This is a genomic window from Micromonospora maris AB-18-032, assembly GCF_000204155.1.
GTDB lineage: Bacteria > Actinomycetota > Actinomycetes > Mycobacteriales > Micromonosporaceae > Micromonospora > Micromonospora gifhornensis.
Genome location: NC_015434.1, coordinates 3,122,316 through 3,144,040, shown reverse-complemented (window position 1 = coordinate 3,144,040; position 21,725 = coordinate 3,122,316). Strand labels below are relative to the sequence as shown.

The 21,725-nt window shown below is 70.9% G+C and carries 13 protein-coding genes; 6 read left to right on the top strand and 7 right to left on the bottom strand.

Annotation, left to right across the window (positions count from 1 at the left end; all coding sequences use genetic code 11):
- Nucleotides 1-4: 4 nt before the first annotated feature.
- From VAB18032_RS13965 to VAB18032_RS13950, 4 genes are read left to right on the top strand one after another with little or no spacing between them, the layout of a single operon-like run.
- On the top strand, nt 5-529 hold the full coding sequence (locus VAB18032_RS13965; RefSeq protein WP_043724212.1) for an RNA polymerase sigma factor: 525 nt from the start codon (nt 5-7) through the stop codon (nt 527-529).
- Nucleotides 513-1,619, top strand: coding sequence for a hypothetical protein (locus tag VAB18032_RS13960; protein WP_013733497.1), 1,107 nt, complete (start codon nt 513-515; stop codon nt 1,617-1,619). Before VAB18032_RS13965 ends, VAB18032_RS13960 begins: the two co-directional genes overlap by 17 nt.
- Nucleotides 1,616-2,647 carry an ABC transporter ATP-binding protein gene (locus VAB18032_RS13955; protein ID WP_013733496.1) on the top strand — a complete coding sequence of 344 codons (1,032 nt, stop codon included), beginning with the start codon at nt 1,616-1,618 and terminating at the stop codon, nt 2,645-2,647. The genes VAB18032_RS13960 and VAB18032_RS13955 overlap by 4 nt, the downstream gene beginning before the upstream one ends.
- Entirely contained in the window at nt 2,644-3,492 is an 849-nt protein-coding gene (locus tag VAB18032_RS13950; RefSeq protein ID WP_013733495.1) for an ABC transporter permease, read from the top strand. The genes VAB18032_RS13955 and VAB18032_RS13950 overlap by 4 nt, the downstream gene beginning before the upstream one ends.
- A gap of 39 nt (nt 3,493-3,531) precedes the next feature.
- On the opposite strand, the gene VAB18032_RS13945 is transcribed toward VAB18032_RS13950, so the two are convergent.
- Entirely contained in the window at nt 3,532-4,935 is a 1,404-nt protein-coding gene (locus tag VAB18032_RS13945; protein ID WP_043720664.1) for an aminotransferase-like domain-containing protein, read from the bottom strand.
- Between VAB18032_RS13945 and VAB18032_RS13940 the strand changes: the two genes are divergently transcribed.
- On the top strand, nt 4,934-5,887 hold the full coding sequence (locus tag VAB18032_RS13940; RefSeq protein WP_050814606.1) for a DMT family transporter: 954 nt from the start codon (nt 4,934-4,936) through the stop codon (nt 5,885-5,887). The two genes, VAB18032_RS13945 and VAB18032_RS13940, sit on opposite strands and share 2 nt — an antisense overlap.
- Nucleotides 5,888-5,898: 11 nt before the next feature.
- On the opposite strand, the gene VAB18032_RS13935 is transcribed toward VAB18032_RS13940, so the two are convergent.
- From VAB18032_RS13935 to VAB18032_RS13925, 3 genes are all read right to left on the bottom strand, one after another.
- A complete protein-coding gene (locus VAB18032_RS13935) occupies nt 5,899-6,696 on the bottom strand; it encodes an SAM-dependent methyltransferase (RefSeq protein ID WP_126712136.1) in 798 nt (265 codons plus the stop codon).
- Nucleotides 6,697-6,831: 135 nt separating this feature from the next.
- Nucleotides 6,832-7,857 carry a LacI family DNA-binding transcriptional regulator gene (locus VAB18032_RS13930; protein ID WP_013733491.1) on the bottom strand — a complete coding sequence of 342 codons (1,026 nt, stop codon included), beginning with the start codon at nt 7,855-7,857 and terminating at the stop codon, nt 6,832-6,834.
- 250 nt (nt 7,858-8,107) lie between these two features.
- Nucleotides 8,108-11,488 (bottom strand): beta-L-arabinofuranosidase domain-containing protein, encoded by a 3,381-nt coding sequence (locus VAB18032_RS13925; RefSeq protein WP_013733490.1) that lies wholly within the window; start codon nt 11,486-11,488, stop codon nt 8,108-8,110.
- A 245-nt stretch (nt 11,489-11,733) separates the two neighbouring features.
- Between VAB18032_RS13925 and VAB18032_RS13920 the strand changes: the two genes are divergently transcribed.
- Complete coding sequence (locus VAB18032_RS13920; RefSeq protein WP_013733489.1) at nt 11,734-12,918, top strand: cytochrome P450; 1,185 nt, start codon at nt 11,734-11,736, stop codon at nt 12,916-12,918.
- Between the two features lie 89 nt (nt 12,919-13,007).
- On the opposite strand, the gene VAB18032_RS13915 is transcribed toward VAB18032_RS13920, so the two are convergent.
- The 3 genes from VAB18032_RS13915 to VAB18032_RS33210 form a co-directional block, all read right to left on the bottom strand.
- Nucleotides 13,008-13,640, bottom strand: a complete 633-nt coding sequence (locus VAB18032_RS13915; protein ID WP_013733488.1) for a hypothetical protein — start codon at nt 13,638-13,640, stop codon at nt 13,008-13,010.
- Between the two features lie 25 nt (nt 13,641-13,665).
- Nucleotides 13,666-16,857, bottom strand: a complete 3,192-nt coding sequence (locus VAB18032_RS30100; RefSeq protein WP_013733487.1) for a family 43 glycosylhydrolase — start codon at nt 16,855-16,857, stop codon at nt 13,666-13,668.
- A 61-nt stretch (nt 16,858-16,918) separates the two neighbouring features.
- Nucleotides 16,919-21,655 (bottom strand): Ig-like domain-containing protein, encoded by a 4,737-nt coding sequence (locus tag VAB18032_RS33210; RefSeq protein WP_198408940.1) that lies wholly within the window; start codon nt 21,653-21,655, stop codon nt 16,919-16,921.
- Nucleotides 21,656-21,725: the final 70 nt, after the last annotated feature.

Genomic DNA, 21,725 nt, shown 5'->3' with positions numbered 1-21,725 from the left:
TGGTGTGGTCGGTTCGGCCGCGGCCGGGCGCGACGGCATCCGCGCCGACCTCGAACAGGTCTTTCGGGCCTGTTATCCCCGGATCGTCGGGGTCGCCGCCCGGGTGCTCGGCTCCCGCGCCGAGGCCGAGGACGTGGCGCAGGAGGTGTTCCTCGCCTTCGGGCGTTCCTCGGTGCCGGCCGGGCAGGCGATGGGCTGGCTGTCGGTCGCCGCGGCGCACACCGCACTGAACCAGGTCCGGTCCCGTCGTCGACGCACCGCCCGCGAACAGGTCGCCGGTGCCCCGGAGACGGTCGGTCCCGACGTCGCGGAGGCGGTGGTGACCCGCGACGAGCGCCGACGGGTGCGCGCCGCGTTGGCCCGGCTGCCCCGCCGCCAGGCCGTCGCCCTGCTGCTGCGGCACAGCGGTCTCAGCTACGCCGAGGTCGCCGCCGCCCTCGATCTCTCCCCCGGCAGTGTCGGCACCACCGTACGCCGGGCCGAGTCCGCCCTACGCGAGGAGTTGAACCGTCATGCGTCATCCGACTGACGGCACGCTGCGCCGTCTGCTGGACGAGCCGGCCGGTGTCGCCGACGCCGACCGCGCGCACGTCGCGAACTGCCCGGTCTGTCTCTCCGGGCTGGCCGCCGCCCGGCAGGATGCGACGCTCAGCGCAGCGGCGCTGGGCGGACGACCGGGTGTCGGGGTGGAAGCCGACGTCGACGTGGATGCGGGCTGGCAGCGGTTGAGCCGTACCGTCGCCGAGTCCGGTCGCGGCCGGGTGCCCACCGTCGCCCGCGAGCGTCGCTGGCGTGCCGCCCTGCGCAGCCCGGTGGTCGCCGCCGTCGCCGTCCTCGCGCTTGTGGGTGGGGCCGGCGCCGCAGCGGCCGGGAACTGGTTGCAGGTCTTCCACACCGAGCGGATCGCCCCGGTCACGATCGCGCAGGCCGACCTGGTCGCGCTGCCCGACCTGTCGGCGTACGGCGAGGTCGAGATGACCGAGCCGGCCAACGTCCGCGAGGTCACCGACGCCGCCGAGGCGCAGCGGATCACCGGGCTGCCCCTGCCCCGGCTCGACCGGTTGCCCCGGGGCGTGACGGGCGAGCCGACGTTCCAGGTCGGTGACCGGGCCAGCGCCGTGTTCACCTTCTCGGTGGCCCGGGCGGCGCAGACGGCCGCGGCGCACGGCAAGCCGCTGCCGGAGCCGCCCGCCGGGCTCGACGGCAGCCAGTTCCGGTTGACCGCCGGCCCGGGAGTCGCCGCCGTGTGGGCGGGCCAGCACGGGATGCCGAACCTGATCGTGGCGCGGATGGCCGCGCCGACCGCGTACTCCTCGGGCATCGAGTTGTCCACGGCGGTCGACTATCTGCTGTCGCTGCCCGGTCTGCCGGAGAACGTCGCGGCCCAGTTGCGGCACTTCACCGGCGACGGTACGACGCTGCCGCTGCCGGTGAACGCCCGGTACCTGACCGCCTCCCCCGCCGACGTCAACGGGACGCCGGCCACCGTGCTCACCTCGCGCGACGGCGTACTGGCCGGGGTGGTCTGGGTCGACGGCGCGACGGTCACCGCGGTGGCCGGCCCGCTGAGCGCCGACGAGGTGGTGTCGGTGGCGCGCGGACTGCGGTGGGACCGATGACCGGCCCGGACACCGTCCGGAGCGATCCACCCGCCGGGCAGGAAGCCCTGCTCTCCGGGCAGCAGGACGAGGCTTCCCTCGGTGCGGCGGCGCGGTTGGTGGCCGAGTTGCCGCCCGCTCCGGCGGTGTGGTGCTCGGGGCTGCGCAAGCGGTACCGGCGACGCACGGCTGTCGACGGTGTCTCCTTCACCGTGGACCGGGGTGAGGTGGTGGGGCTGCTGGGCCCCAACGGGGCCGGCAAGACCAGCGTCATCAAGATCCTGCTCGGCCTGGTCCGCCCCGACGCGGGCGAGGTGCTGCTGCTCGGGCGGCCGGCACGCGACCCGCGGTCCCGGGCCCGGGTCGGCTATCTGCCGGAACTGTTCCGCTACCAGCCGTGGCTGACCGCGGCGGAGGTGCTGGCCCTGCACGTCCGGCTCGCCGGCGCGGACGTGCCGCAGCGGGAGCGGCAGGAGTGCCTGGCCGCCGTCGGCCTGACGGACCGGGCCGGCGACCGGGTGGGCGGCTTCTCCAAGGGCATGCAGCAGCGTCTCGGGTTGGCCGTGGCGTTGGTGGCCCGTCCGGAACTGGTCGTCCTGGACGAGCCGACCAGCGCCCTGGATCCCCTCGGCCGGGCCGACGTACGGGACCTGTTGCTCTCCCTGAAGGCCCGGGGCGTGGCGGTCCTGCTCAACTCGCATCTCATCGGTGAGGTGGAGCGGGTCTGTGACCGGGTGGTGATTCTCGACAGGGGGCGGGTGGCCGCCGCCGGCACCCTGGCCGAACTGCTCGGTCGGCGGGAACTGCGACTGCGGCTCGACGGGGTGACCGAGCCGGCCCGCGACCGGCTGGCCGCCGCGGGTCCGCTCGCCCAGGAGGGGAACCTGTTCACCGTCACGCTGCCGAGCGAGCCGGAACCGACCACCGTGCCGCAGCTGGTGGCCGACCTGGTCGGTCTCGGGGTACGCGTGCACGCCGTCGAGCCCGGGCGGGTCAGTCTCGAGGAGCGGCTGCTGGCCATCCTCCGTACCGCAGGGGAAGGGCGATGATCGTCCGGACCGTACTCACCGTGGCCGCGCTCACCCTGCAGGAGGCCGCGCGGCGGCGGGTGTTGCGCTCGCTCGCCGCGCTGACGATCGTGCTGCTCGCGCTCAGCGCCTGGGGGTTCTCCCGCATCGACGCCGAGTTCGGCGGGCTGACCAGCGGTGAGGCGCGACTGGTCGCGGCCATGGTGCTCAACCTGGTGATGTTCGGCCTGAGCCTGATCGCCGCGCTCGGTACGGCGTTCCTCGCCGGTCCCACCCTGGCCGGCGACATGGAGTCCGGGGCGGCGCTGGCGATCCTGGCCCGACCGGTGCACCGCTTCGCGGTGCTGGTGGGCAAGTGGCTCGGGCTGATCGCCTTCGGGGCCGGTTTCGTCGCCCTGGCCGGCCTGGCGCAACTGCTCGTCGTCCGGGTGACCGTCGGCTACTGGCCCCCGCAGCCGGTGACCGGTCTGACGCTGCTCGCCGCGCAGACCGTCGTGCTGCTCACTCTCGGCCTGCTGCTCTCCAGCGTCAGCTCGCCGATGGCCTCGGGTGTGGTGGCCGTCGGCCTGTTCGGGGCCACCTGGATCGCGGGGGTGGTGGGCGCGTTCGGCACCGCGCTGGACAACGACAGCGTGGCCCGGGTGGGCACGGTCTCCCGGATGCTGCTGCCGACCGACGGGCTGTGGCGCGGGGCCATGAACGCCTTCCAGGACCCGACCGTGCTGCGGCAGTTCGGCCCGGCCATGCAGGGTCACCCCTTCCTCAGCGACGCCTCGCTCACCGTCACCTACCTGGCCTGGGCGGCGCTCTGGGTCGTCCTCGTGCTCGGGCTCACCGGGATGGTGTTTCGCCGCCGCGACCTGTGATCCGCCGTATCCGTGCGGCAGCGCTGCGGCGGGCGGTGACTACCCGGCGGGTTGTCGCAGGACGCGGGCCAGTCGGCGGACTGCTTCGTCCATCATTTCCGGTGCAGCGGCGGCGTAGGTGAGGCGCAGGTGGGCCGCCGGTGGTTCGGCGGCGTACCAGGGGCGGCCGGGAAAGACGACGACGCCCTCGGCCGCCGCGGCGGTGGCCACCGCGACGTCGTCGGTGCCCTCGGGCAGCGGCAGCCACAGGTGCAGGCCGCCACGCGGCACCGGCAGCCGGTCGACCAGGTCCGGCAGGTGTCGGCGCAGCGCGGTCAGCAGCGCCTCGCGCCGGTCCCGCAGCGCGGTGCGCAGCGCCCGGTGGTGACGCGCCCACGCCGGGGCGGTGACGAACTCGATGGCGGCCTGTTGCAGTGGGCCGGCGACGAAGAAGTCGTCGAGCAGCCGGGCGGCACGTAGCCGGGCACCGGCCGGGCCGAGCGCCCCGATCGCGGCCACCCGCAGCCCGGGAGCGGCCGACTTGGTCAGCGAGCGCAGGTAGACGACGTGCCCGTCCCGGTCGTCGGCGGCCAGTGGCGGCGGGGCCGGTCCGTCGATGGTGAGGTCACGGGCGTAGTCGTCCTCGATCAGGAACGCACCGGCGTCGCGTACCGCCTCGGCGACCAGGGCGCGGCGGTGGGCGGCCAGGGTGGCGCCGTGCGGGTTGGCGTACAACGGTTGGCAGTAGAACAGCCGGGCACCGGTACGGGCGAACGCGGCGGCGAGGTGGTCGGGGCGTACGCCGTCGGCGTCGGCGGGGACGGGCACCACCCGCAGCCCCGCCGCCTCGGCGGCGGCCAGCGCGCCCAGGTAGGTCGGCGATTCGACGAGCAGGGCGTCGCCGGGCGCGGCGAGCGCCCGCAGCGCCGTCGACAACGCGGCCTGCCCACCCGGACAGATCGCCATGTCCTCGGCACGCAGCCCGCCGCCGATCTCGCGGGCGAACCAGGCGCGCAGGTCGGCCCGCCCCTCGACCGGTCCACGCTGCCACGACGCGGGCTGCCGGGCGGCGCGGGTGAGCGCGGCGCCGAGCGCGGCCGCGGGCTGCAACTCCGGGTCCAGGTAGCCGCCGGAGAGCGGAATCGCCCCGGCGGGCGGTAACGCCAGTAACGCCTGCAACTGGTCGTCGCCGGGGCGGCGAGGGCCGAGCGCGACAGTCTGCCAGGACAGGTCGACGGTACGGGGCTCGACCGCTCGGGCGGCCACATAGGTGCCCTGGCCGGGCCGGGTCTCGATCAGCCCTTCCCGGACGAGGTGCCGGATCGCCTCGGCGACGGTGACCGGCGAGGCCCGATGGCGGCCGGTCAGCTCGCGTACCGACGGCAGCCGGGTGCCGGGGCCGGCGGCGGCCACCGACCGGCGTAGATCTTGGATAACGCGATCGGTTGCGTTACCGTCATTCATGAGAGAGAAGAGTAGCGCTACTGAGCCGCGGACGATAGCGGGCGACCGGGCGGCCGGTCTCCTGCTCGGCGCGCTGGGGGTGCTCGCGTTCAGCATGTCGCTGCCGGCCACCCGGGTCGCGGTGCAGCAACTCGACCCGTGGTTCGTCGCCTTCGGCCGTTGTGTCGGCGCGGCGGTGCTGGCCTGGGGCTATCTGTGGATCACCGCGGCGCCGTGGCCGAGCCCTCGGCAGTGGCGTCGGCTGTCACTCGTCGCCCTCGGCGTGGTGGTCGGTTTTCCGCTGTTCACCTCGTTGGCGCTGACCAGCCAGACCGCCTCGCACGGCGCGATCGTCATCACCGTACTGCCCGCCATGACCGCCGTGTTCGCGGTGCTGCGTGCCGGCGAACGCCCACCGCCGCTGTTCTGGATCGCCAGCACCGGCGGTCTGCTGGCGGTGCTGGCCTTCCTGGTCGCCAACGGCGCGGTGGTCGGCGCGCCGGCCGTGGCCGACCTGTTCCTGCTCGCGGCGGTCGTGCTCGCCGGGCTCGGGTACGCCGAGGGCGGTGCGCTCGCCCGTGAACTGGGCGGTGCCCGGACGATCTGCTGGGCCCTGGTGCTGTCGCTGCCGGTCACCGTGCCGATCGTCGCCGCCGTCGCCCTGGCCGCTCCCCCGCACGCCGGTGCCGGCGGCTGGTCGGCGTTCGGCTATCTCACCGTGGTGTCGATGTTCCTCGGCTTCTTCGCCTGGTACGCCGGGCTGGCCCGGGGCGGCATCGCCCAGGTCGGCCAGCTCCAACTCGCGCAGCCCGTGCTCACCCTGGCCTGGTCGGCCCTGCTGCTCGGCGAACGGGTCACGCCCGCCTCGATCGTCGCCGCCCTGGTGGTGCTGGCCTGTGTCGCGCTGATCCAGCGCACCCGCACCACCAGGCAGGCGATCGTGGTCGTCCCGGCGGCGGCCCGCCGACGGTGACGACGCCCGGGTTACGGCTTACGCCCGACCGCGCAGTACTGGTCGATCGCGGCGGGCTCGGGACCGGTGCTGTCGGGCCGCCAGCGGGTGACCGAGACGACGCCGGGCTCGACCAGCTCCAGTCCGTCGAACAGGGCGGCGATCCGCTCGGGGCTGCGCAGGTGGTACTTCGGGTTGGCGGAGATGTTCCAGATCCGTACCGCCTCGGTGACCGCCTCGCTGGTGTCACTGCCGTCGTACATCGCCAGGTAGCTGCCGGACGGCAGGGCGGCCATGATGCTGTTGATGATCGACTTCGCCTCGTCGTCGGACTCGACGTGGCCGAGGATGCCCATCAGGATCAGCGCCACCGGCTGGCTCAGGTCCAGCGTCCGCGCCGCCTCGCGCAGGATCGCCTGCGGATTCCGCAGGTCGGCGTCGATGTAGTCGGTCGCCCCCTCGGGCGTACCGACAAGCAACGCCCGGGCATGGGTCAGCACCAGCGGGTCGTTGTCGACGTAGACGATGCGGGCCTGCGGGTTGACCGACTGGGCCACCTCGTGGGTGTTGTCGGCGGTGGGCAGGCCGGTGCCGATGTCGAGGAACTGCCGGATGCCTGCCTCACCGGCCAGATAACGCACCGCGCGGGTGAGGTAGGCCCGGGAGAGCCGGGCGTTCTCCGCCAACTGCGGCAGGTTCGAGATGATCTGATCGCCGACCTCGCGGTCGACGGCGAAGTTGTCCTTGCCGCCGAGCAGGTAGTTCCAGATCCGCGCTGTCTGCGGCACACCGGTGTCCAACGTGGGCCTGTTCTGTTCGCCGTCCGTCACGGTCACACCATCCGCCACGATCGCATCCTCGGTCTCGTTTGGATCCAGGTCGAGATATGGATGGAAAGCTTAGAGTCGATCCCTGACCGTACGCTCAGCGGCCCCTTCGTCGGGCGGGTGGTGTGCGGCGGCGGATCAGCCGACCGGCATCGTCGACTCGCGCATCACCACGCGGCAGGGCAGCTCCTCCGACCGGGGCACCGTGCCGTCGATGGCTTCGAACAGCCGCTTGCCGGCCACCGCCCCGAGGTGCTTGAGGTTCATGTCGACGCTGGTCAGGCGGGGACGGGAGTCGGCGGAGATGGCCTCCCAGTTGTCGAAGCCGATCACCGATATCGTGCCCGGCACCTCGCGGCCGAGGTCACGCAGCGCGTCCAGGACACCCCGGCCGATCTGGTCGCTGCCGCAGAAGATCGCGTCGACCTCGGGATGCTGCTCGACGATCATGTGGGTGGCGGCTCGACCCCAGGACTCCTCCCACGACCCGAAGTAGGGCCGGTCGCCGACCATGCGCAGCCCGGCGGCGGTCAGCGCGGCAGTGGCGCCTTCGACGCGGTCCCGGGCCGCCTGGAAGCCGGCTTCGCCGGTGATGTGGGCGATGTTGCGCCGCCCGCAGGAGATCAGGTGTTCGATGGCGAGACGGCCGCCGCCCACGTTGTCGGCGGTGATCGAGATGTCCTTCGGATCGGCCGAGGGGGCGTAGACGTAGACCACCGGCACCGCAATGTTGCCGGCCAACGGCGGACGGGGGTCGGTGCGGGAGCCGACCACGATCAGGCCGTCGACCCGGCGGGAGAGCAGCGCCTGCACGTGGTGCTTCTCGCGGATGGCGTCGCCGCGCGCGTCACACAGGAAGACCGAGACCTGCCCGGCCCCGAAGGCGTCCTCGGCGCCCATCAGGATGGGAATCGAGAAGCGCCCCTCCAGGTCGCTGGTCAGCAGACCGACCGTGCCCGTCCGGCCGCTGAGCAGACCGCGGGCCAGAGCATTCGGCGCGAACGACAGCAACTCCGCGGCCTCCAGCACCCGTACCCGGGTGGTCGCCCGCACCTCACCGCGCCCGTTGATGGCCTTGGACGCGGTCGCGACCGACACCCCGGCGAGCTTGGCGACGTCGGTGAGCGTGGGGGGACGCTTGGCGGGCACCTCGGACTCGGTCATGCGGTGCGTTCTCCTGACGCCGTCGGTCACTGAAACCTTTCCGGAATTTTCGGCCGGGTGCCGGTCTGTCGCCCGTCTCAACCCTGGTGGCTTGGCCGAACATTACACGGAAATCGGCGTCGGAAGGCTCCGGGAGGCCGCGCCGTGACCCGCGTCCCGAAAGCGTTTTTCGGACCCCTTGCCGCGGCCGTGAGGTGACCTGCCGGGACCGTTCGGGGGCGGTGCCGTCCGCCCGCCCCCGACCCGGCGATCAGGAGGCGCCGACCGCCGGATACGCCGCCTCGATCCGCGTGGTGACCGACTCGCCGTCGACCGTCCCGGTGACCACGACGGTCACCGTGCCGGCCGGGATCGCCGCCAGACGTGTGTTGAACGACTGGTAGGCGGGCTTGCCGACGGCGACGTCGGTGACCGTACGCGAGCCGTACGCGGTGTCGAGCTCGATGGTCAACGGCACCTCGTCGGCGTTGACCGCGTTCACCGCGAGGTAGACCCGGCCGCCGATGAGCTGCGTGCGTACCTGGACCTCGACGTTCCAGGTGTGCCCCGGATCGAGTTCCGCGTTCGAGCGGGCGGCCTGCGAGACGATCGTGCTGCGCTCGGCCGCGGTGAACAGTCCGGCCTCGACGAACTCCCCGGCGAGGCGGGTCACCGTCGACACGAACTGGCCGTGGTTGGCGAAGGGCGCCTCGTCCCACACCAGATCGAGGAAGGTCGGACCGTCGGTGCCCGGCGACGGCACGTCGGTCACCGGAATGTCGTAATTCGGCAGGCCGTCGTTGCGCTTGCGGTTGGGCACGCCGGTGTCGGCGGCGCCGAACACCACGGTCGGTTCCACCCGCCGGAAGTACGACGACGCCGCCTGCGTGTCGCCGATGTAGTACGGCCGCAGCGTGAAGCCGTTCGCGGTGAACAGTTGGTCCCCCGCCGCGGTGGTGGCCGCCGGGGTGATCGCCGCGCGGGCGTAGTCGCCGTCGCGCTTGAGGTGGCGGTACAGGGACAGCTCACGGTAGTTGCCGTTGCCCGGGTTGCCGAGCACCTGCAGCAGGACCGGGCCCCAGAAGACCGACTGGGTGTCCGGACGGTCCAGCGCCCGCTCGATGCGAATGCTGAACGGCATCCGGATCTCGATGACGTCGCCGCGCTGCCAGGTGCGGCTGAGGGTCAGGTAGCTGTTGGCAGTGGCGGTGACCTGCTGAGCCAGGCCGTTGATCGTGACGAAGAAGCCCTTGCGGACCCAGCCGGGCACCCGCAGCTTGATGTCCAGCGGGCCGCTGCCGTCCACGGTCAGCCTGGTGCGGTCCGCCCGCGGGTAGTCGGTCTGCTGGGTGATGGTGAAGTCGCGCTCCGCCCAGGTCAGGGTCGAGGCGACGTACAGGTTGACCCAGAGGGTGTCGCCGTCGGCGGACTTGAAGTAGATGGTCTCCTGGTACTTGGTGTGGTTTTCCACGCCGGTGCCACCGCAGCAGGTGCCGGTGTTGCCGTAACCGCGGTTCGCGCCCGGGGTCAGCGGCTGGAAGTAGGTGACCTGCGGGTTGCTGACGGTGGTGGTGTCGGCGCGCGAGCCGGCGATCTGGTTGATCAGGCCCCGCTCGTAGTAGTCGAGGTAGGCCGCGTCGTGCTCGTGGAAGAACAGGTTGCGGGCCAGCTTGAGCAGGTTGTACGTGGTGCAGGTCTCCGCGCCGCCCTGGGCGATCGAGTTGGCGATGTTGCCCCGGTTCTGGAACAGCTCGATGTTGTTGTTGGAGCCCGGGTAGTTGCCGCCGGTGCCGCCGTTGGCGTACATGCGGTGCGGGACGACCATGCCGTAGAAGTTCTTCGCGGCCTGGAAGTACTCGGTGTCCCCGCTGTGCTCGTAGACCCGCAGGTAGCCGACGAACTGCGGCACGTGCGAGTTGGCGTGCAACCGGTCCGGGCGGCGACGACCGGGGTTGTTCTGCGGGGTGACGACGAGGATGTCGCGGTTCTCGACGCAGGCGTCGAAGAGCGACTCCCGGTTGTCGAAGAGTTTGGCGGTCTCCAGGTGCTTCTGGTCGCCGGTGAGCGCGTAGATCTCGGGGAAGACCTCGTTCGCGCCGCCGGTCTCCCCGGCGATGTAGAGGTCCCACATGTAGTTGAGGTTGTCCCGGGTGATCGGGCCGGTGTACGCGGGATGGTTCTTGTCGCCGATGGTCAGTGCGAGGTGCGCCCAGCCGGCCATCTTGACCACGACGTCAAGGGCGGTGGCGTTGTCGGTGTGGTAGTACGCGTCGAGCAGCCCACGCATGATCTTGTGCTGGGTGTACCAGGGCGCCCAGGTGTTGGTGGTCGCGTTGCTGCCGTACACCGCCCAGCGGGGCGGACCGAGCCGCAGCACCGCGTCCTCGGGGATGGCACCGAGGTAGCCGGGGTGCGTCGGCACCCACAGGGCACCGCCGCTGCTCTGGCTCGCCACGATGCCGCCGTCGCGACCGTTGGGCGAGGCGTCGCGGATCGTGGAGCCGCCCTCCTCCTCGAACCGGTACCAGGCGATCGACCCGCCGCCGGTGCTGCCGGCCGGCGAGTCCTGCAGGGACTGGATCTCCTGCGGGCTCAGCGCCCGGTCGAAGATGTGGAACTCGTCGACTGTGGCGTTGAGCATCGGGTCGCCGTACTGGGAGCGCCCGATCCACCGGTTGCCCGGATTGCCGAGGTTCGCCGGGCTCAGTGTCATGTTGGTGTTCTGGCCGACCTGCTCGCCGTTGACGTAGAGCGTCCCGGTCTGCTGGGTCAGGGTCACCGCCAGGTGCACCCACTGGTTGGTCGGCAGCGCCGAGGTGCCGTCGATGCGCTGTTCACCACCGCTGCCGCTGACGGTGATCGCGAATCGCGGCACGCTGCCGGTGACTCCGGCCCGCGGGGTCAGGAACATGTTGACCGTGGCGTTCTGACCGAAGTCGAACAGCCGGCTCCAGTTCTGCGCGGCGGCGAGATTCACCCAGGTGGCGATGGTGAAATCGGTGAGCTGGCTGATCGCCTCCTGGGGCAGCGTGACGTGCTCGGCCCGGCTGGGGCCGTTGAGCCGCAGCCCGCTGCCGAACCGGCCCGGCACCCGGCCGATCTGTGGTTCCTCCGGATCCTCGGTGCCGGGGCCACCGCTGCCCATCCGTGCGGTGATGGCCGTCTGGCAGGCCGCGAGTTCGTCGACGATCCAGTCGAGTTTGCTCTTGAAGATCGGCTCGCCGTGGTCGGCGTAGCCCTGCGCCAGGGCGGTCATGACGTGACCCGCCCAGTGGCCGCTGAGCAGTCCGCCGTCCTCCCAGCCGCCGGGCGCGGTGACGCCGGCCGGGTTCGGCCGGCCGGCCTGGTTGTTGAACAGCACCAGGAAACGGCGCTCGTCGAGCTGCCGGAGGTAGTTCTTCATCCGGTCGCGCTTCTCCTGGAACAGGCCGTCGCCCAGGGTCACGTCACGCAGGCGGAACGGCCGGACCGGGGCGGTGGCGCCGGGACCGACGTCGGTCGTGGTCGAGGTGATCACCCTCGGGGAGGTCGTCGGATCGGGCCTGGCACCGGCCTGAGCCGCGGTGGCCGGGAGGGCACCCGCGGCGACACCGACGGCTGACGCCTGGAGAACCTGACGTCGACTGACGGGAAGCTTCTCGAATTGCGCCACAGGGGACCTTCCTTCCGGGTGGGGGCGGCTGGGATCCATCGCGACTCCCCATGCGGTCCGCAACGCTCGCCGCGAGCCGGCGGCCTTTGGCCGGCCGGGTCCGAGCCATCGATGTCAGGAGTGATCCATTGTTAGCGCTCACCATAGGGCCTGACAGCGCTTGGTTCAAGGGAAAGTCCCTTGATTGACACCTCCCTGAAACATCCATATGTTAGCGCTAACTCATTCATGGTTGGGGAGGTTCGGTGGCCTTCGGTGTCTCGGAGTTGTGGGACCCTGCGGTCCGCCACGACCCACACCCCTTCTACGACCGGGTACGCGCCAGCGGCGGACCGGTGCCGCAGGTCGACCCGGCCGGCAACCGGCTGTGGGTCGTCGCGGGGCACGCCGACGTGCTGGCCGGGCTGCGGCACCCCGAGATCGGGCACGAGATGCACCGGCGCGGCCCCGGCGGGTGGCAGCGCAGGACGGACGACCTGTCGGAGGCGGCCCGGATCGAGGCGCGGCAGCTCATCAGCCTCGACCCTCCGGATCACACCCGGCTGCGGGGGCTGGTCAGCGGTGGTTTCACCGCGCGGGCCGTGGCCCGACTGGAGCCGTGGATCACCGATCTCGCCGACCGGCTGGTCGCCCGCGCCCGCCGCCTGGGGCACATCGACGCCGTCACCGACCTCGCCGACCCGGTGCCGGTCAACGTCATCGCCGAACTGGTCGGCATTCCCGAGCCGGACCGGCCGCAGTTCCGCGCCTGGTCGGCGGCGATCGTGTCGGCACGCCCGGACGGCCCGGCGGCGACCAGCGCCTTCGCGGCGTACCTCGACGAGTTGGCCGCCGCGCGCCGGGCGGCACCGGCCGACGATCTGATCACCGCGCTGGTGGTCGCCGAGGACCGGGACGACCGGCTCGACCGGGACGAGTTGGTGGCCCTGGTGCAACTGCTGCTCATCGCCGGGCAGGAGACCACCGTCGACCTGATCGGCAACGGACTCCGGCTGATGCTGAGCCATCCCGAGCAGTGGCAGGCCCTGCGGGCCGACCCGTCGCTGGCCGCCGTGGTGGTCGAGGAGACGTTGCGTTTCCGGGGGCCCGTCGAGATCGTGCCGCCCCGGTACGCCTTCGCCGACATCGAGTTGGGCGGCGGGCGGATCCCGGCGTACGACCGGGTGGGCCTGTCGTTGTGGGGTGCCAACCGCGACCCGGCGGTGTTCGAGCGCCCGCACGAGTTCGACATCCACCGCGCCGACGTGGGGCGGCACATCGCGTTCGGGTACGGCATCCACTTCTGTCTCGGCGCTCACCTGGCCCGGCTGGAGAGCCGGATCATGTTCGAACGGATCGCGCAGGAGTTGCCGGGCCTGCGTCTCGCGGTCGACCCGGCGCAGCTCGACGGTTTCCGGCTGCATCACGACGGGCTGCCGATGCAGGTCTGAATCCGGTCCGGTCCGTCGCACTGTCATGCCCACCCCCTGCGGCCACAGGCGATGGTCGGGGGCCACCCACGCGGCCCCCGACCGCCGTATCACTCGAACAGGGACAGGGTCAGCGTCGAGGTGTACGCACCAGCCTCGACATCCGCCGGAGTCCGCAGGAACAGATCCGCATCAACCGTGTACTCGCCAGGAGTCACCGCACCCGAATCGAAGGTCGACACCAGCAGTTCCTGGTCCACCAGACCCACGTTGTTACCCGGCTGCGTCGGCTCGTCCAACACCGTGACGACCTCTTCACCCTCACTGACCAGACCGGTGTCCCCACCATCGATCAGCTTCGGCTTCCAACCCAGATGACCGGCACCGATCGGCGCCTGGTCGGCGTCGCCGACGAAGTCGGTCGCGCTACCCAGCACCGCCCACGCGGCACCGGCCGGCACCTCGTCGGCCGTACGGGTGTCAGTGACCGTCACCGTCGGCAGGGTGCCCGTGAACTGACGGACCAGCAACGTCGACCCGTCCTCCGACAACAACACCGAATCGGCGGCCACCGTCATCGCCAGGACACCCGGCTCCCGAATCTCCTCGATCTCGACGGTCACCTCCACCCCGGCCTCGTCACCCGGCTCAGCGAAGGCAGGCGAACCCACCGCCACCACCCCGGCCAGCAGGGCACCGGACGCACCGGCGGCCAGCAGCCGCTTACGACTCCATGTGTTCATTCGTTTCTCCGTTCGTCGTCTGTGATTACTGGGCTTGTCGCGGATCGGCGGCGCAGTCGACGCCGGGGTGTTGTGCGGTGACGACAGTCGTCACGTCCCTGCCGTCGACCGAGCCGCTGACGCGGACGGTCGCCGTACCGGCCGGCATGGAGGCGGTACGGGTGGTGAACTGCTGGTAGGCGTTGCCACCGGGCGCCACGGCGGCGAAGACACGTTCGCCGTACGCGGTCTGCACGGTGACGTCGACCGGCGCGTCGTGGTCGTTGCGGACCTGCACCGCCAGGTACGCCCTGCCGGCCACGCATCGCGGCTGCGCGGTCACCGTCACCGGCAGCTCCGGCACGACACCCGGGTCGTCGGCGAAGACCCGCCACTCGGTGATCGCCACCGCGGACCAGGTGGTGCCGTTGCCGTTGGCCCGGATCGTGGCCCGCACCCGCGAGGTGGTGACCGGGTCGAAGGAGACGGTGTTGAAGGCGGTGGTGCTGGTGCCGTATCCGGCGGCCCCGGTCACGTCGCGCCAGGACGAGCCGGTCTCGTCCCAGTACTGCAGCACCCAGCCGTCGGGTTGGGCGACACCGTCGCCGGAGCCCTGATTGGAGTCGCGCCAGAACTTCAGCTCGGTGCCGGTGATCCGTACCGGACGCGACCAGGTGTACTGCACCCACTGGGTGGCCGGCCGGGTGCCGGACCAGGTGCCCCAGATCTGGGCCTGGCCCGGGTTGGTCGGGTCGGCGTTGTCGTTGAGCGCGGTGAGGCTGTTCCAGCTCGCCGTGTAGGAGGCGGCCGGGGTGGCGATCGGCGCGATGTTGCCGGTCAGCGGGCCGGACAGGTCCGCCGGGACGACCACCGTCCTGGCCGTCTCCAGGTTCCCGGCCACGTCGAGCGCCCGGAACGACAGGGTGTGCCGGTTGGCGTCCGGTGCGGCGACCGGACCGGTGTAGGTCTGCCACCCGCCGGTGCCGATGGCGTACTCGATCCGGGACACCCCGGAGGTCGCGTCGGTCGCGGTCACCGTGACCGTACGAGCGGTGCCGTGCACGGTGGCCGTGCTGACCGGCGCGACGGCGTCGATGCGTACGGCGAGACTGGCCGGCGTCGAGACGTTGCCGGCGCGGTCGGTCGCGGTCGCCGTGACGGTGTGCTCGCCGTCGCCGGTGACGGTGACGTCGACGTGCCGCACGTCGTTCACGACGGCCGGTTCGCCGTCGTCGACCCGCGAGGAGATGCTCAACCGGCCGCCCCGGTCGTCGACGCCGGCGACCCGCACCCGCACCGCCGAGCGGAACCAGCCGGCACTGCCGGCGCTGCCACTGGGCGTGAGGGTCACCGTCGGCGCGGTCTCGTCGCCTTCGGTGTCGTCCGGGGAGATCACGGTGAGCTGCGCGGAGACCCGCCCGGCGGCGTAGCCGAGCACGGTGCCGGAGATGGTGAAGGTCCGGGGCGTCGCCACGTCGTCCGGCGTGACCTCGTCCCAGTAGACCGGCACGCGCAGCGTCTCGGCGCCGAAGGACACCGGCAGGGTGTCCGGCAGGTCGGTCTCCCCCACCTCCACAGTCATCGCCGGCGCGCTGACCGTCTCCGGCTGCGCGGCGAGGACCTTCCATTCCTCGACCGCCACCGCGGAGTACGTGCTGCCGTTCGTCGAGGCGTCGAAGACCGCCCGGACCTGCGTGGTGGTCACCGGGTCGAATGTGGTGTTCTGGAAGCCCTGGGTGCCGGTCGGATAGCCGCTCGGGTTCGGCACGTCGGCCCACTGCCCGGCGTCGAGGTTCCAGTACTGGATGCGCCAGCGGGCGGGGGCAGCCACCCCGACCCCGGTGCCCTGCGGCTGGTCGTTCCAGAACTCGATCTGCGAACCGTTGATCCGCATCGGCTGGTCCCAGGTGTACTGCACCCACTGCTGCGGCGGGTTGTTGCCGGTCCAGGTGCCCCACATGTCCGGCGGCAACGGGTTGCGTCGGACGATCTCGTCGTTGAGCGCCTTCACCCAGTACTGCGTGGGTACCGGCTCGTTGGAGACGGTGACCCGCGCCTCCTGGGCGATGTTCGGCCGGGGGGTGAGGTCACGGCCCTTGGCCGGGGTCGGGGTGACCAGCTTGATCCGGGGCGGGGTCTGCGTGTCGTCCCACTCCAGCGGGTCGATCGCCACCGACCGACGGAAGTGACCGCCGCCGACCGCGTCGGCGGTGTGGTACGCGAGGTACCACTGCCCGTCGAACTCCACCACGCCCGGGTGGCTGGTGGTCGAGGAGACCGGCCGCAGGAACGTGCCCCGGTAGGTCCACGGTCCCTGCGGCGACGACGCCGTCGCGTAGGCCAGGCAGGCGTGGTAGTTCGCCGGGGTGCACTGGGAGGTCGGGCCGGCGTTGTTGCCGGCGTACGCCAGGTAGTAGGTGCCGTTGCGCTTGAAGGCCCAGGCGCCCTCGAAGAAGCCGGTCAACCCGGTGACGGTCCGCACCGCGCCGATCGGCGTCTTCATGTCCTGGCCGAGTTCGAGCATCCGCAGCTGGCTGAACGAACCCCACCACAGGTAGACCCGCTGGTCGGGGCCTTCGCCGTCGACGAGGATCGTCGGGTCGATGTTGTGGATGGTGTTGGCGGTGGGCACCCGCTGCGAGACGATCGGTCCGCCCGCGTGGTCGGTCCACGGGCCGGTCGGGCTCGACGAGACGGCCACGCCGATGGCGAACTTGTCCGACGCCGGGCTGTCCCGCTCGTGGATCGGGACGTACCAGTAGTAGCGGCCGTCCACGCCCCGGACCACCTGACCGGCGTACGCCCGGCCGGGGGTCGCCCAGGCGAACGTGGTCTCCGGGCGCATCAACGACGGGAAGTGGGTCCACTGGCCCGACTCGACGTCGGTGCTGCGCAACGCCCCCCACTCGTTCATGATGAAGTCGTTGGTGGCCGGTCCGGCCTGGTCGTGGCCGGTGTAGATGTAGAGCTGGTCGTGGTCGCCGTCGTTGCCGGGGGCGCCGGCCGGCACCACCAGCGGCGCCGGGTCGGCGGAGTAGTAGCTGCCGTCACCGAGGATCGGGTTGACGGTGTTGGTGAAGGTGTACGACTCGGGTTCGGCGGCCTGCGCCGGGCCGGCGATGCCGGTCAGGCCGGCGGCGACGAGCCCGACGACCGCCGCCACGGCGACCGCCCGACGTGGACGGTGACGCGAGGGTGGGGCGGTGTGCCGCCCCACGGTGGTGTTCACGGTGTCCATCTCCTCACGGGACGATGCGATGGTGGCGGCGCCGATGCGCCGACGCCGCCACCAGGGGAGGTCAGCCGCAGGTGAGCGCGCCGAACGGTGCCTCGAACTCCACGGTGACCGGCTCGCCGTCGACGATTCCGGTGGCCTTCACCGTCGCCGTCGCCGCCGGCACCGATGTGGCGCGGGTGTTGAACGCCTGGAAGGCGGACTTGCCGGACGCCACGTCGGCGACCGTCCGCGACCCGTACGGCGTGACCAGCTCGATGGTGAGCGGCACGTCCCCAGCGTTGCGGGCGTTGACCGTGACGTAGACGTTGCGGCCGGTGCAGCGGGTGCTGGCCTGCACCTCGACGTCCCACGTCGGCGTCTCGGGCGGGTTGCCCACGGTGAGGGTCAGCGTGGTCCGGGTGGCCCCGGCCTGGCTGACGTACGGCGGCAGGATCAGGTCACCGATGATGGTGTACCGGCCGGGGACGTTGACGATGTTCTCGTCGAAGTTCCACTCGACCCCGATGGCCTGGTTGTCCCGGGAACCGTCGTTGTAGGAGACCGACACCTTCTCCGGCAGCCAGGGCAGCTCGCCCACCTCGACGGCCTGCTCGAAGGTCTCGGCACCCTGGATCGAGATACCGCCGGTGGACATCTCCGGTCGCACGTAGATGCGGGCCTCGGCGATCAGGCCGTACGCGTCGTTGGTGCCGTAGACCACGAACGGGTCCACGTTCGGCTCCGCCACCTGCTCGGGCGTGATCTCCTGCCAGTTGAACGCCACAGTGCCGCGGGCGCCGCTGGCGTAGACTGCGTCGAGCGTGGCCGGCAGGGTCGGCACCTGCCCCACACCGGTGCGGATGAGCACCGGCGAACGCACCGAGTCGACGGTCTCGCCGTTGGCCCGCCACCGCAGGACGCCGGTGCCGGCCCCGCTGCCCTGCACGCCCCAGATGCGGATACGCAGGTGACTGGCGGTGATCGGGGCGAAATCGAAGTGGTTGTAGCGGTTGGTGACCAGCCCACCGGCGTACGTCGAGTCACCGGTGAGGGTGACCGGCGTCCAGGTGCTGCCGTTTGTCGACCACTCGATGGCGTACGTGCCGGCGGCGGGGCGGCGGGTGCCGCCGTTGTCGTCGTACCAGTAGATGTCCGTCGAGGACAGTCGTACCGGCGCGTCCCAGCGGTACTGGATCCACGCCTGGCGGTCGAGGCTGGTGCCGTTGGCCGGCTGACCCCAGTTGCCCCAGCCCTGGCCGGTGCCCGGGTTCGAGTTGGCCGGGTTGGTGGGGGCGTTGACCCGGGAGTGGTTCTCCCACGAGGCGGTGCCGCTGGTGCTGATCGTCGCCGAGGCACCGAACTCCGCGCTGACCTCACGCTCGGTGAGGGTCACCGCGACGGTGGCTGCCGAGCGCTTCTCGCCGTCGTCGGCGACGAACCGGAACACGTAGTCGCCGGCGATCGTGCCGGTGACCCGGGTGGACAGCGCCTGCGCGTCGGCGAAGATGACGCCGGCACCCTCCGGGGTGGAGACGGTCTCCCAGCCGAAGGTCAGGTCGTTGTCGTACGGGATGCCGTCGTCGGTGGCGGTGGCGACCAGTCGGGTGGACAGGTTGCCGTCGGTCGAGTTGTCCCGGGCGGCGGTGACGACCGGCGCCTGGTTGGTGACCTCGGGCACGTCCCGTCCCGAGTCGAAGACCTGGATCTCGGAGATGGCGGTGAAGAAGGTCGGGTTGTTGGTGAAGGCGATGCGGACCTTGCTCGACGTGACGGTGTCGAACAGCGCCTCGTTGAACTTCGCCGACGGCACCGTCGGGTTCTTGAACTGGTCCGGCACCTCCCGCCAGCCGCCGTTGCCGTCGGGCACCTGGATCCACCAGCGAGCGGGTTCCCGGTAGCCGGCGGCCTGCCGGTCGCTGACGAAGAAGACCTTCACGTTGTCGAAGGACTTCGCCGCACCCAGGTCCAACTCGACGTAGCCGTTGCGCTCGGTGGTGCCGTAGTTGCCCCAGTAGGGCTCGTTGGCGGTGACCCCGTCGGTGACGGCCGCCAGCGACACCGGACGCTCGGTCACCGAGATCGCGCCGGGGGTGTAGTTCATCGAGGTGGTGCTCCAGCCGGGCGTGTGGAACTGCCGCCACGGCGTCGGCCGCACCCCCTGCTGGGTGTACGACGAGCTGAGCTGCGCGCCCTGCGCCAGGTTCGGCGCGTCCTCGGTGAGGTCGATGCCGGCGGTCTTGAGGTAACCCACCACCCGCTCGTCGGCGATCGGGGTGTCCACCGCAGCCGGGAAGTCGGTCCCTTCGGTCGCGGTGAAGGTGACGGTGAGCCCGTCGGAGGCCTGGACCTGGTTGGTGTTCGGGTCGTAGGTGAGCTTGCCGAGCTTGTCGGTGCTGACCTTCTTCTCCCCGTTGAGGAAGAGGCTGTATCCGGCGCCGAGGCCGTACTCGCTGCCGTCCGGGTCCCAGACGATCGTCACGTCCTGCCCGTGGTACCGCAGGTTGTTGACCATGAAGTGCTCGTACCCGAACTCGATCGGCCAGAGCTCGATCTTGTCATCGGAACGCGGCTGGATGCCCGCCATGTCCTCGATGAAGATGTAGTTCATGTTGCCGAGCATGATGTGGTTCTGGTTGTTGCGGTTGTAGGTGCGGGTGTTCGGGTTCCAGTTGGAGTAGTACTCCGCCTGGTTCGCGATCCGCATGTCCGCGTTCGGGTAGATGCTCCAGGCCATCCAGTCCAGCAGCCGCTTGGCGTACGCCGGGGTGATGTACTTCTGCTCCGGGTCGTAGTGCCGCAGGGCGGAGCGGACACCGCGGTACTGCACCGTGAAGTTGATGTTGGAGAAGTTGTTCGAGCCGCCGATTCCGTAGGCGGCGCGGTCGTACTGGTTCGCGGTGTAGAACGGGAAGATCGGGAAGTTGTCGCCGTAGGTCAGGAACCGGAAACCGTCGACGTAGGTCTGCCACTGGTCCTTCGGGATCAGGTTCTCGGCGTAGACGTCGTAGAGGTTCGACTCCTTGGCCGGGATCAGGTTGCGGGCCGACGCGGGCAGCGGGTTGGCCCGCCCGTTGGCGCTGGCCGCGCTGGTGGCGCCGTGCGACGTGCCGGCCAGGAACATCCGCATGTCCGGGCTCCACAGCCGGTTGAGGATCGCGTCGCGGATCTGGTCGGCGCTTGTCGCCATCTCGTCGACCTTGGCCTGGTCGGCGTCGGCGAGCTGGTAGAGCTGCCGGGCCGCGTCGAAGGCACCCCAGACGTACGCCGACTCGGGCCGCTCGATGGTCCGCGCGCCGGGGGCGCCGGCGTTGGACTTCGGGAAGCCGAAGGTGATGGCGTCGGCGTCGTTGCCCGGCATGTAGTTGGTGTCGTACGCGATCAGCTTGTCGTTGTTGCCGTCGTAGTGTTCGAGCTGACCGACGCCGTCACCCTCGAAGTACCCGGCGAACTTGCGGGCGATGTCCTTGCCACCACCGTGCACGTTGTACGCCTCGAGCCCGGCGGTGCCGAGGTACTGCGAGTAGTGGTTGTTCCAGCTGGTGTGCCCCGGGCTGTCCAGGAAGGCCGACGAGCCGGACAGCTCACCGATGTTGAGAATCTGACCGTACGGCAGGTACGGCGTACGCAGCCACTTGGTGTCCTGAAGGTGCATCGGCTGGGTCAGCGCGACGGCGTTCTGGTAGAGGTTCACCCCCTCGATCGTCGTCGGGTACTGGTAGACGTGCCCGGAGGCGTTGGCGTCGAGCGAGTTGTACCGCTCACCCCACCAGCGGTAGACGATGGCCTTCTCCAACGCCGGGTCGGGCACGTCGATGTAGGGGACGTCCTGCGCCCAGCGGCGGTTGAACTCGGTGATGCCGGTGCGCACGGCCTGCGCCGGCGACAGCTCGGCGTACTCCTGGTAGCTCTGCACCGTCTCCGGCAGGGTGGCCGAGGAGACCGCGCCGACGACCGACAGCGACGTCGAGCCACCGGCCGGGACGGTGATCTCCCGGTCCAGGTTGCTGCCGCTGCGGGTGAAGCCGGCACCGGTCAGGTCGATGCGGATGGTGTCCCACGCCGTGTCGACCAGCCCGTTGTTGGAGCCGCTGGTGATGGTGCGGGTGCCGGTCAGCGCATCCTCGCCGGCGGCCTGGGTGGCCAGCGGTGACGCGGCACGGACGGTGAAGGTGGCCGCCTCGTCGCCGGGGTTGCTGAACTCGATGGCGGTGACCGCCACGTTGTCGTAGGTGATGAACTTGGTCAGGTTCGCGGTGACCCCGGTGGCGCCGATGGTGTACCGGCTCTTGGCGTGGCTGGGCGCGTTGAACCGGTGGGCGTTGACCTCGCTGACGGTCTGCCCGGGCACCGTGACGGTGTAGAGGTTGCCGAGGTTGTTCGGGCCGCCGACGAACGCGCTGCCGGCGAAGCCCATGACGGTGAAGTTGTTGTTGCTCGCGCCCCGCATGTACAGCGAACGGCCTCGGGTCATCAGCACCGCTGACCCGAGGGCACCCTGCACGCCGAGAATGCGGTCGAGGTAGTAGTCGGTGCCGCCGTCGGCGAGGTCCTTGTCGAAGATCGACTGGTGCATGCTGTCCGCGGTGAACGGCACTCCGGGCCGCAGTTGGTTGGCGACGTCGCCGACGTTGCTGTACACCGGGTCACCGATGTCCATGACGTGGCTCTGTCCGTTTGTGTAAACCCCGACGTCGCCCTCGTTGCCGGGCAGGATCGGGCTCGCCGCGTGGGCCGGGGACGGTACGGCGACCGACCCTGTCACCACGAGCGCGGCAAGGGCTGCCCAGAGGGGCGCCCTTCGCACGCGTCTACGGATCATTTCCTTCCTCCTTGTTCTCGGCGCGGGGGCGGGTGAGGCGCCCGGTCGCACCTGTGGCGGTGATTCGAAC

Excerpts from the sequence above, each read along its gene's own strand:
- VAB18032_RS13960 (WP_013733497.1), top strand. The coding sequence starts at position 513 with ATGCGTCATCCGACTGACGGCACGCTGCGCCGTCTGCTGGACGAGCCG.
- VAB18032_RS13955 (WP_013733496.1), top strand. The coding sequence starts at position 1,616 with ATGACCGGCCCGGACACCGTCCGGAGCGATCCACCCGCCGGGCAGGAA.
- VAB18032_RS13950 (WP_013733495.1), top strand. The coding sequence starts at position 2,644 with ATGATCGTCCGGACCGTACTCACCGTGGCCGCGCTCACCCTGCAGGAG.
- VAB18032_RS13940 (WP_050814606.1), top strand. The coding sequence starts at position 4,934 with ATGAGAGAGAAGAGTAGCGCTACTGAGCCGCGGACGATAGCGGGCGAC.
- VAB18032_RS13945 (WP_043720664.1), bottom strand. The coding sequence starts at position 4,935 with ATGAATGACGGTAACGCAACCGATCGCGTTATCCAAGATCTACGCCGG.
- VAB18032_RS13930 (WP_013733491.1), bottom strand. The coding sequence starts at position 7,857 with ATGACCGAGTCCGAGGTGCCCGCCAAGCGTCCCCCCACGCTCACCGAC.
- VAB18032_RS13915 (WP_013733488.1), bottom strand. The coding sequence starts at position 13,640 with ATGAACACATGGAGTCGTAAGCGGCTGCTGGCCGCCGGTGCGTCCGGT.
- VAB18032_RS30100 (WP_013733487.1), bottom strand. The coding sequence starts at position 16,857 with ATGGACACCGTGAACACCACCGTGGGGCGGCACACCGCCCCACCCTCG.
- VAB18032_RS33210 (WP_198408940.1), bottom strand. The coding sequence starts at position 21,655 with ATGATCCGTAGACGCGTGCGAAGGGCGCCCCTCTGGGCAGCCCTTGCC.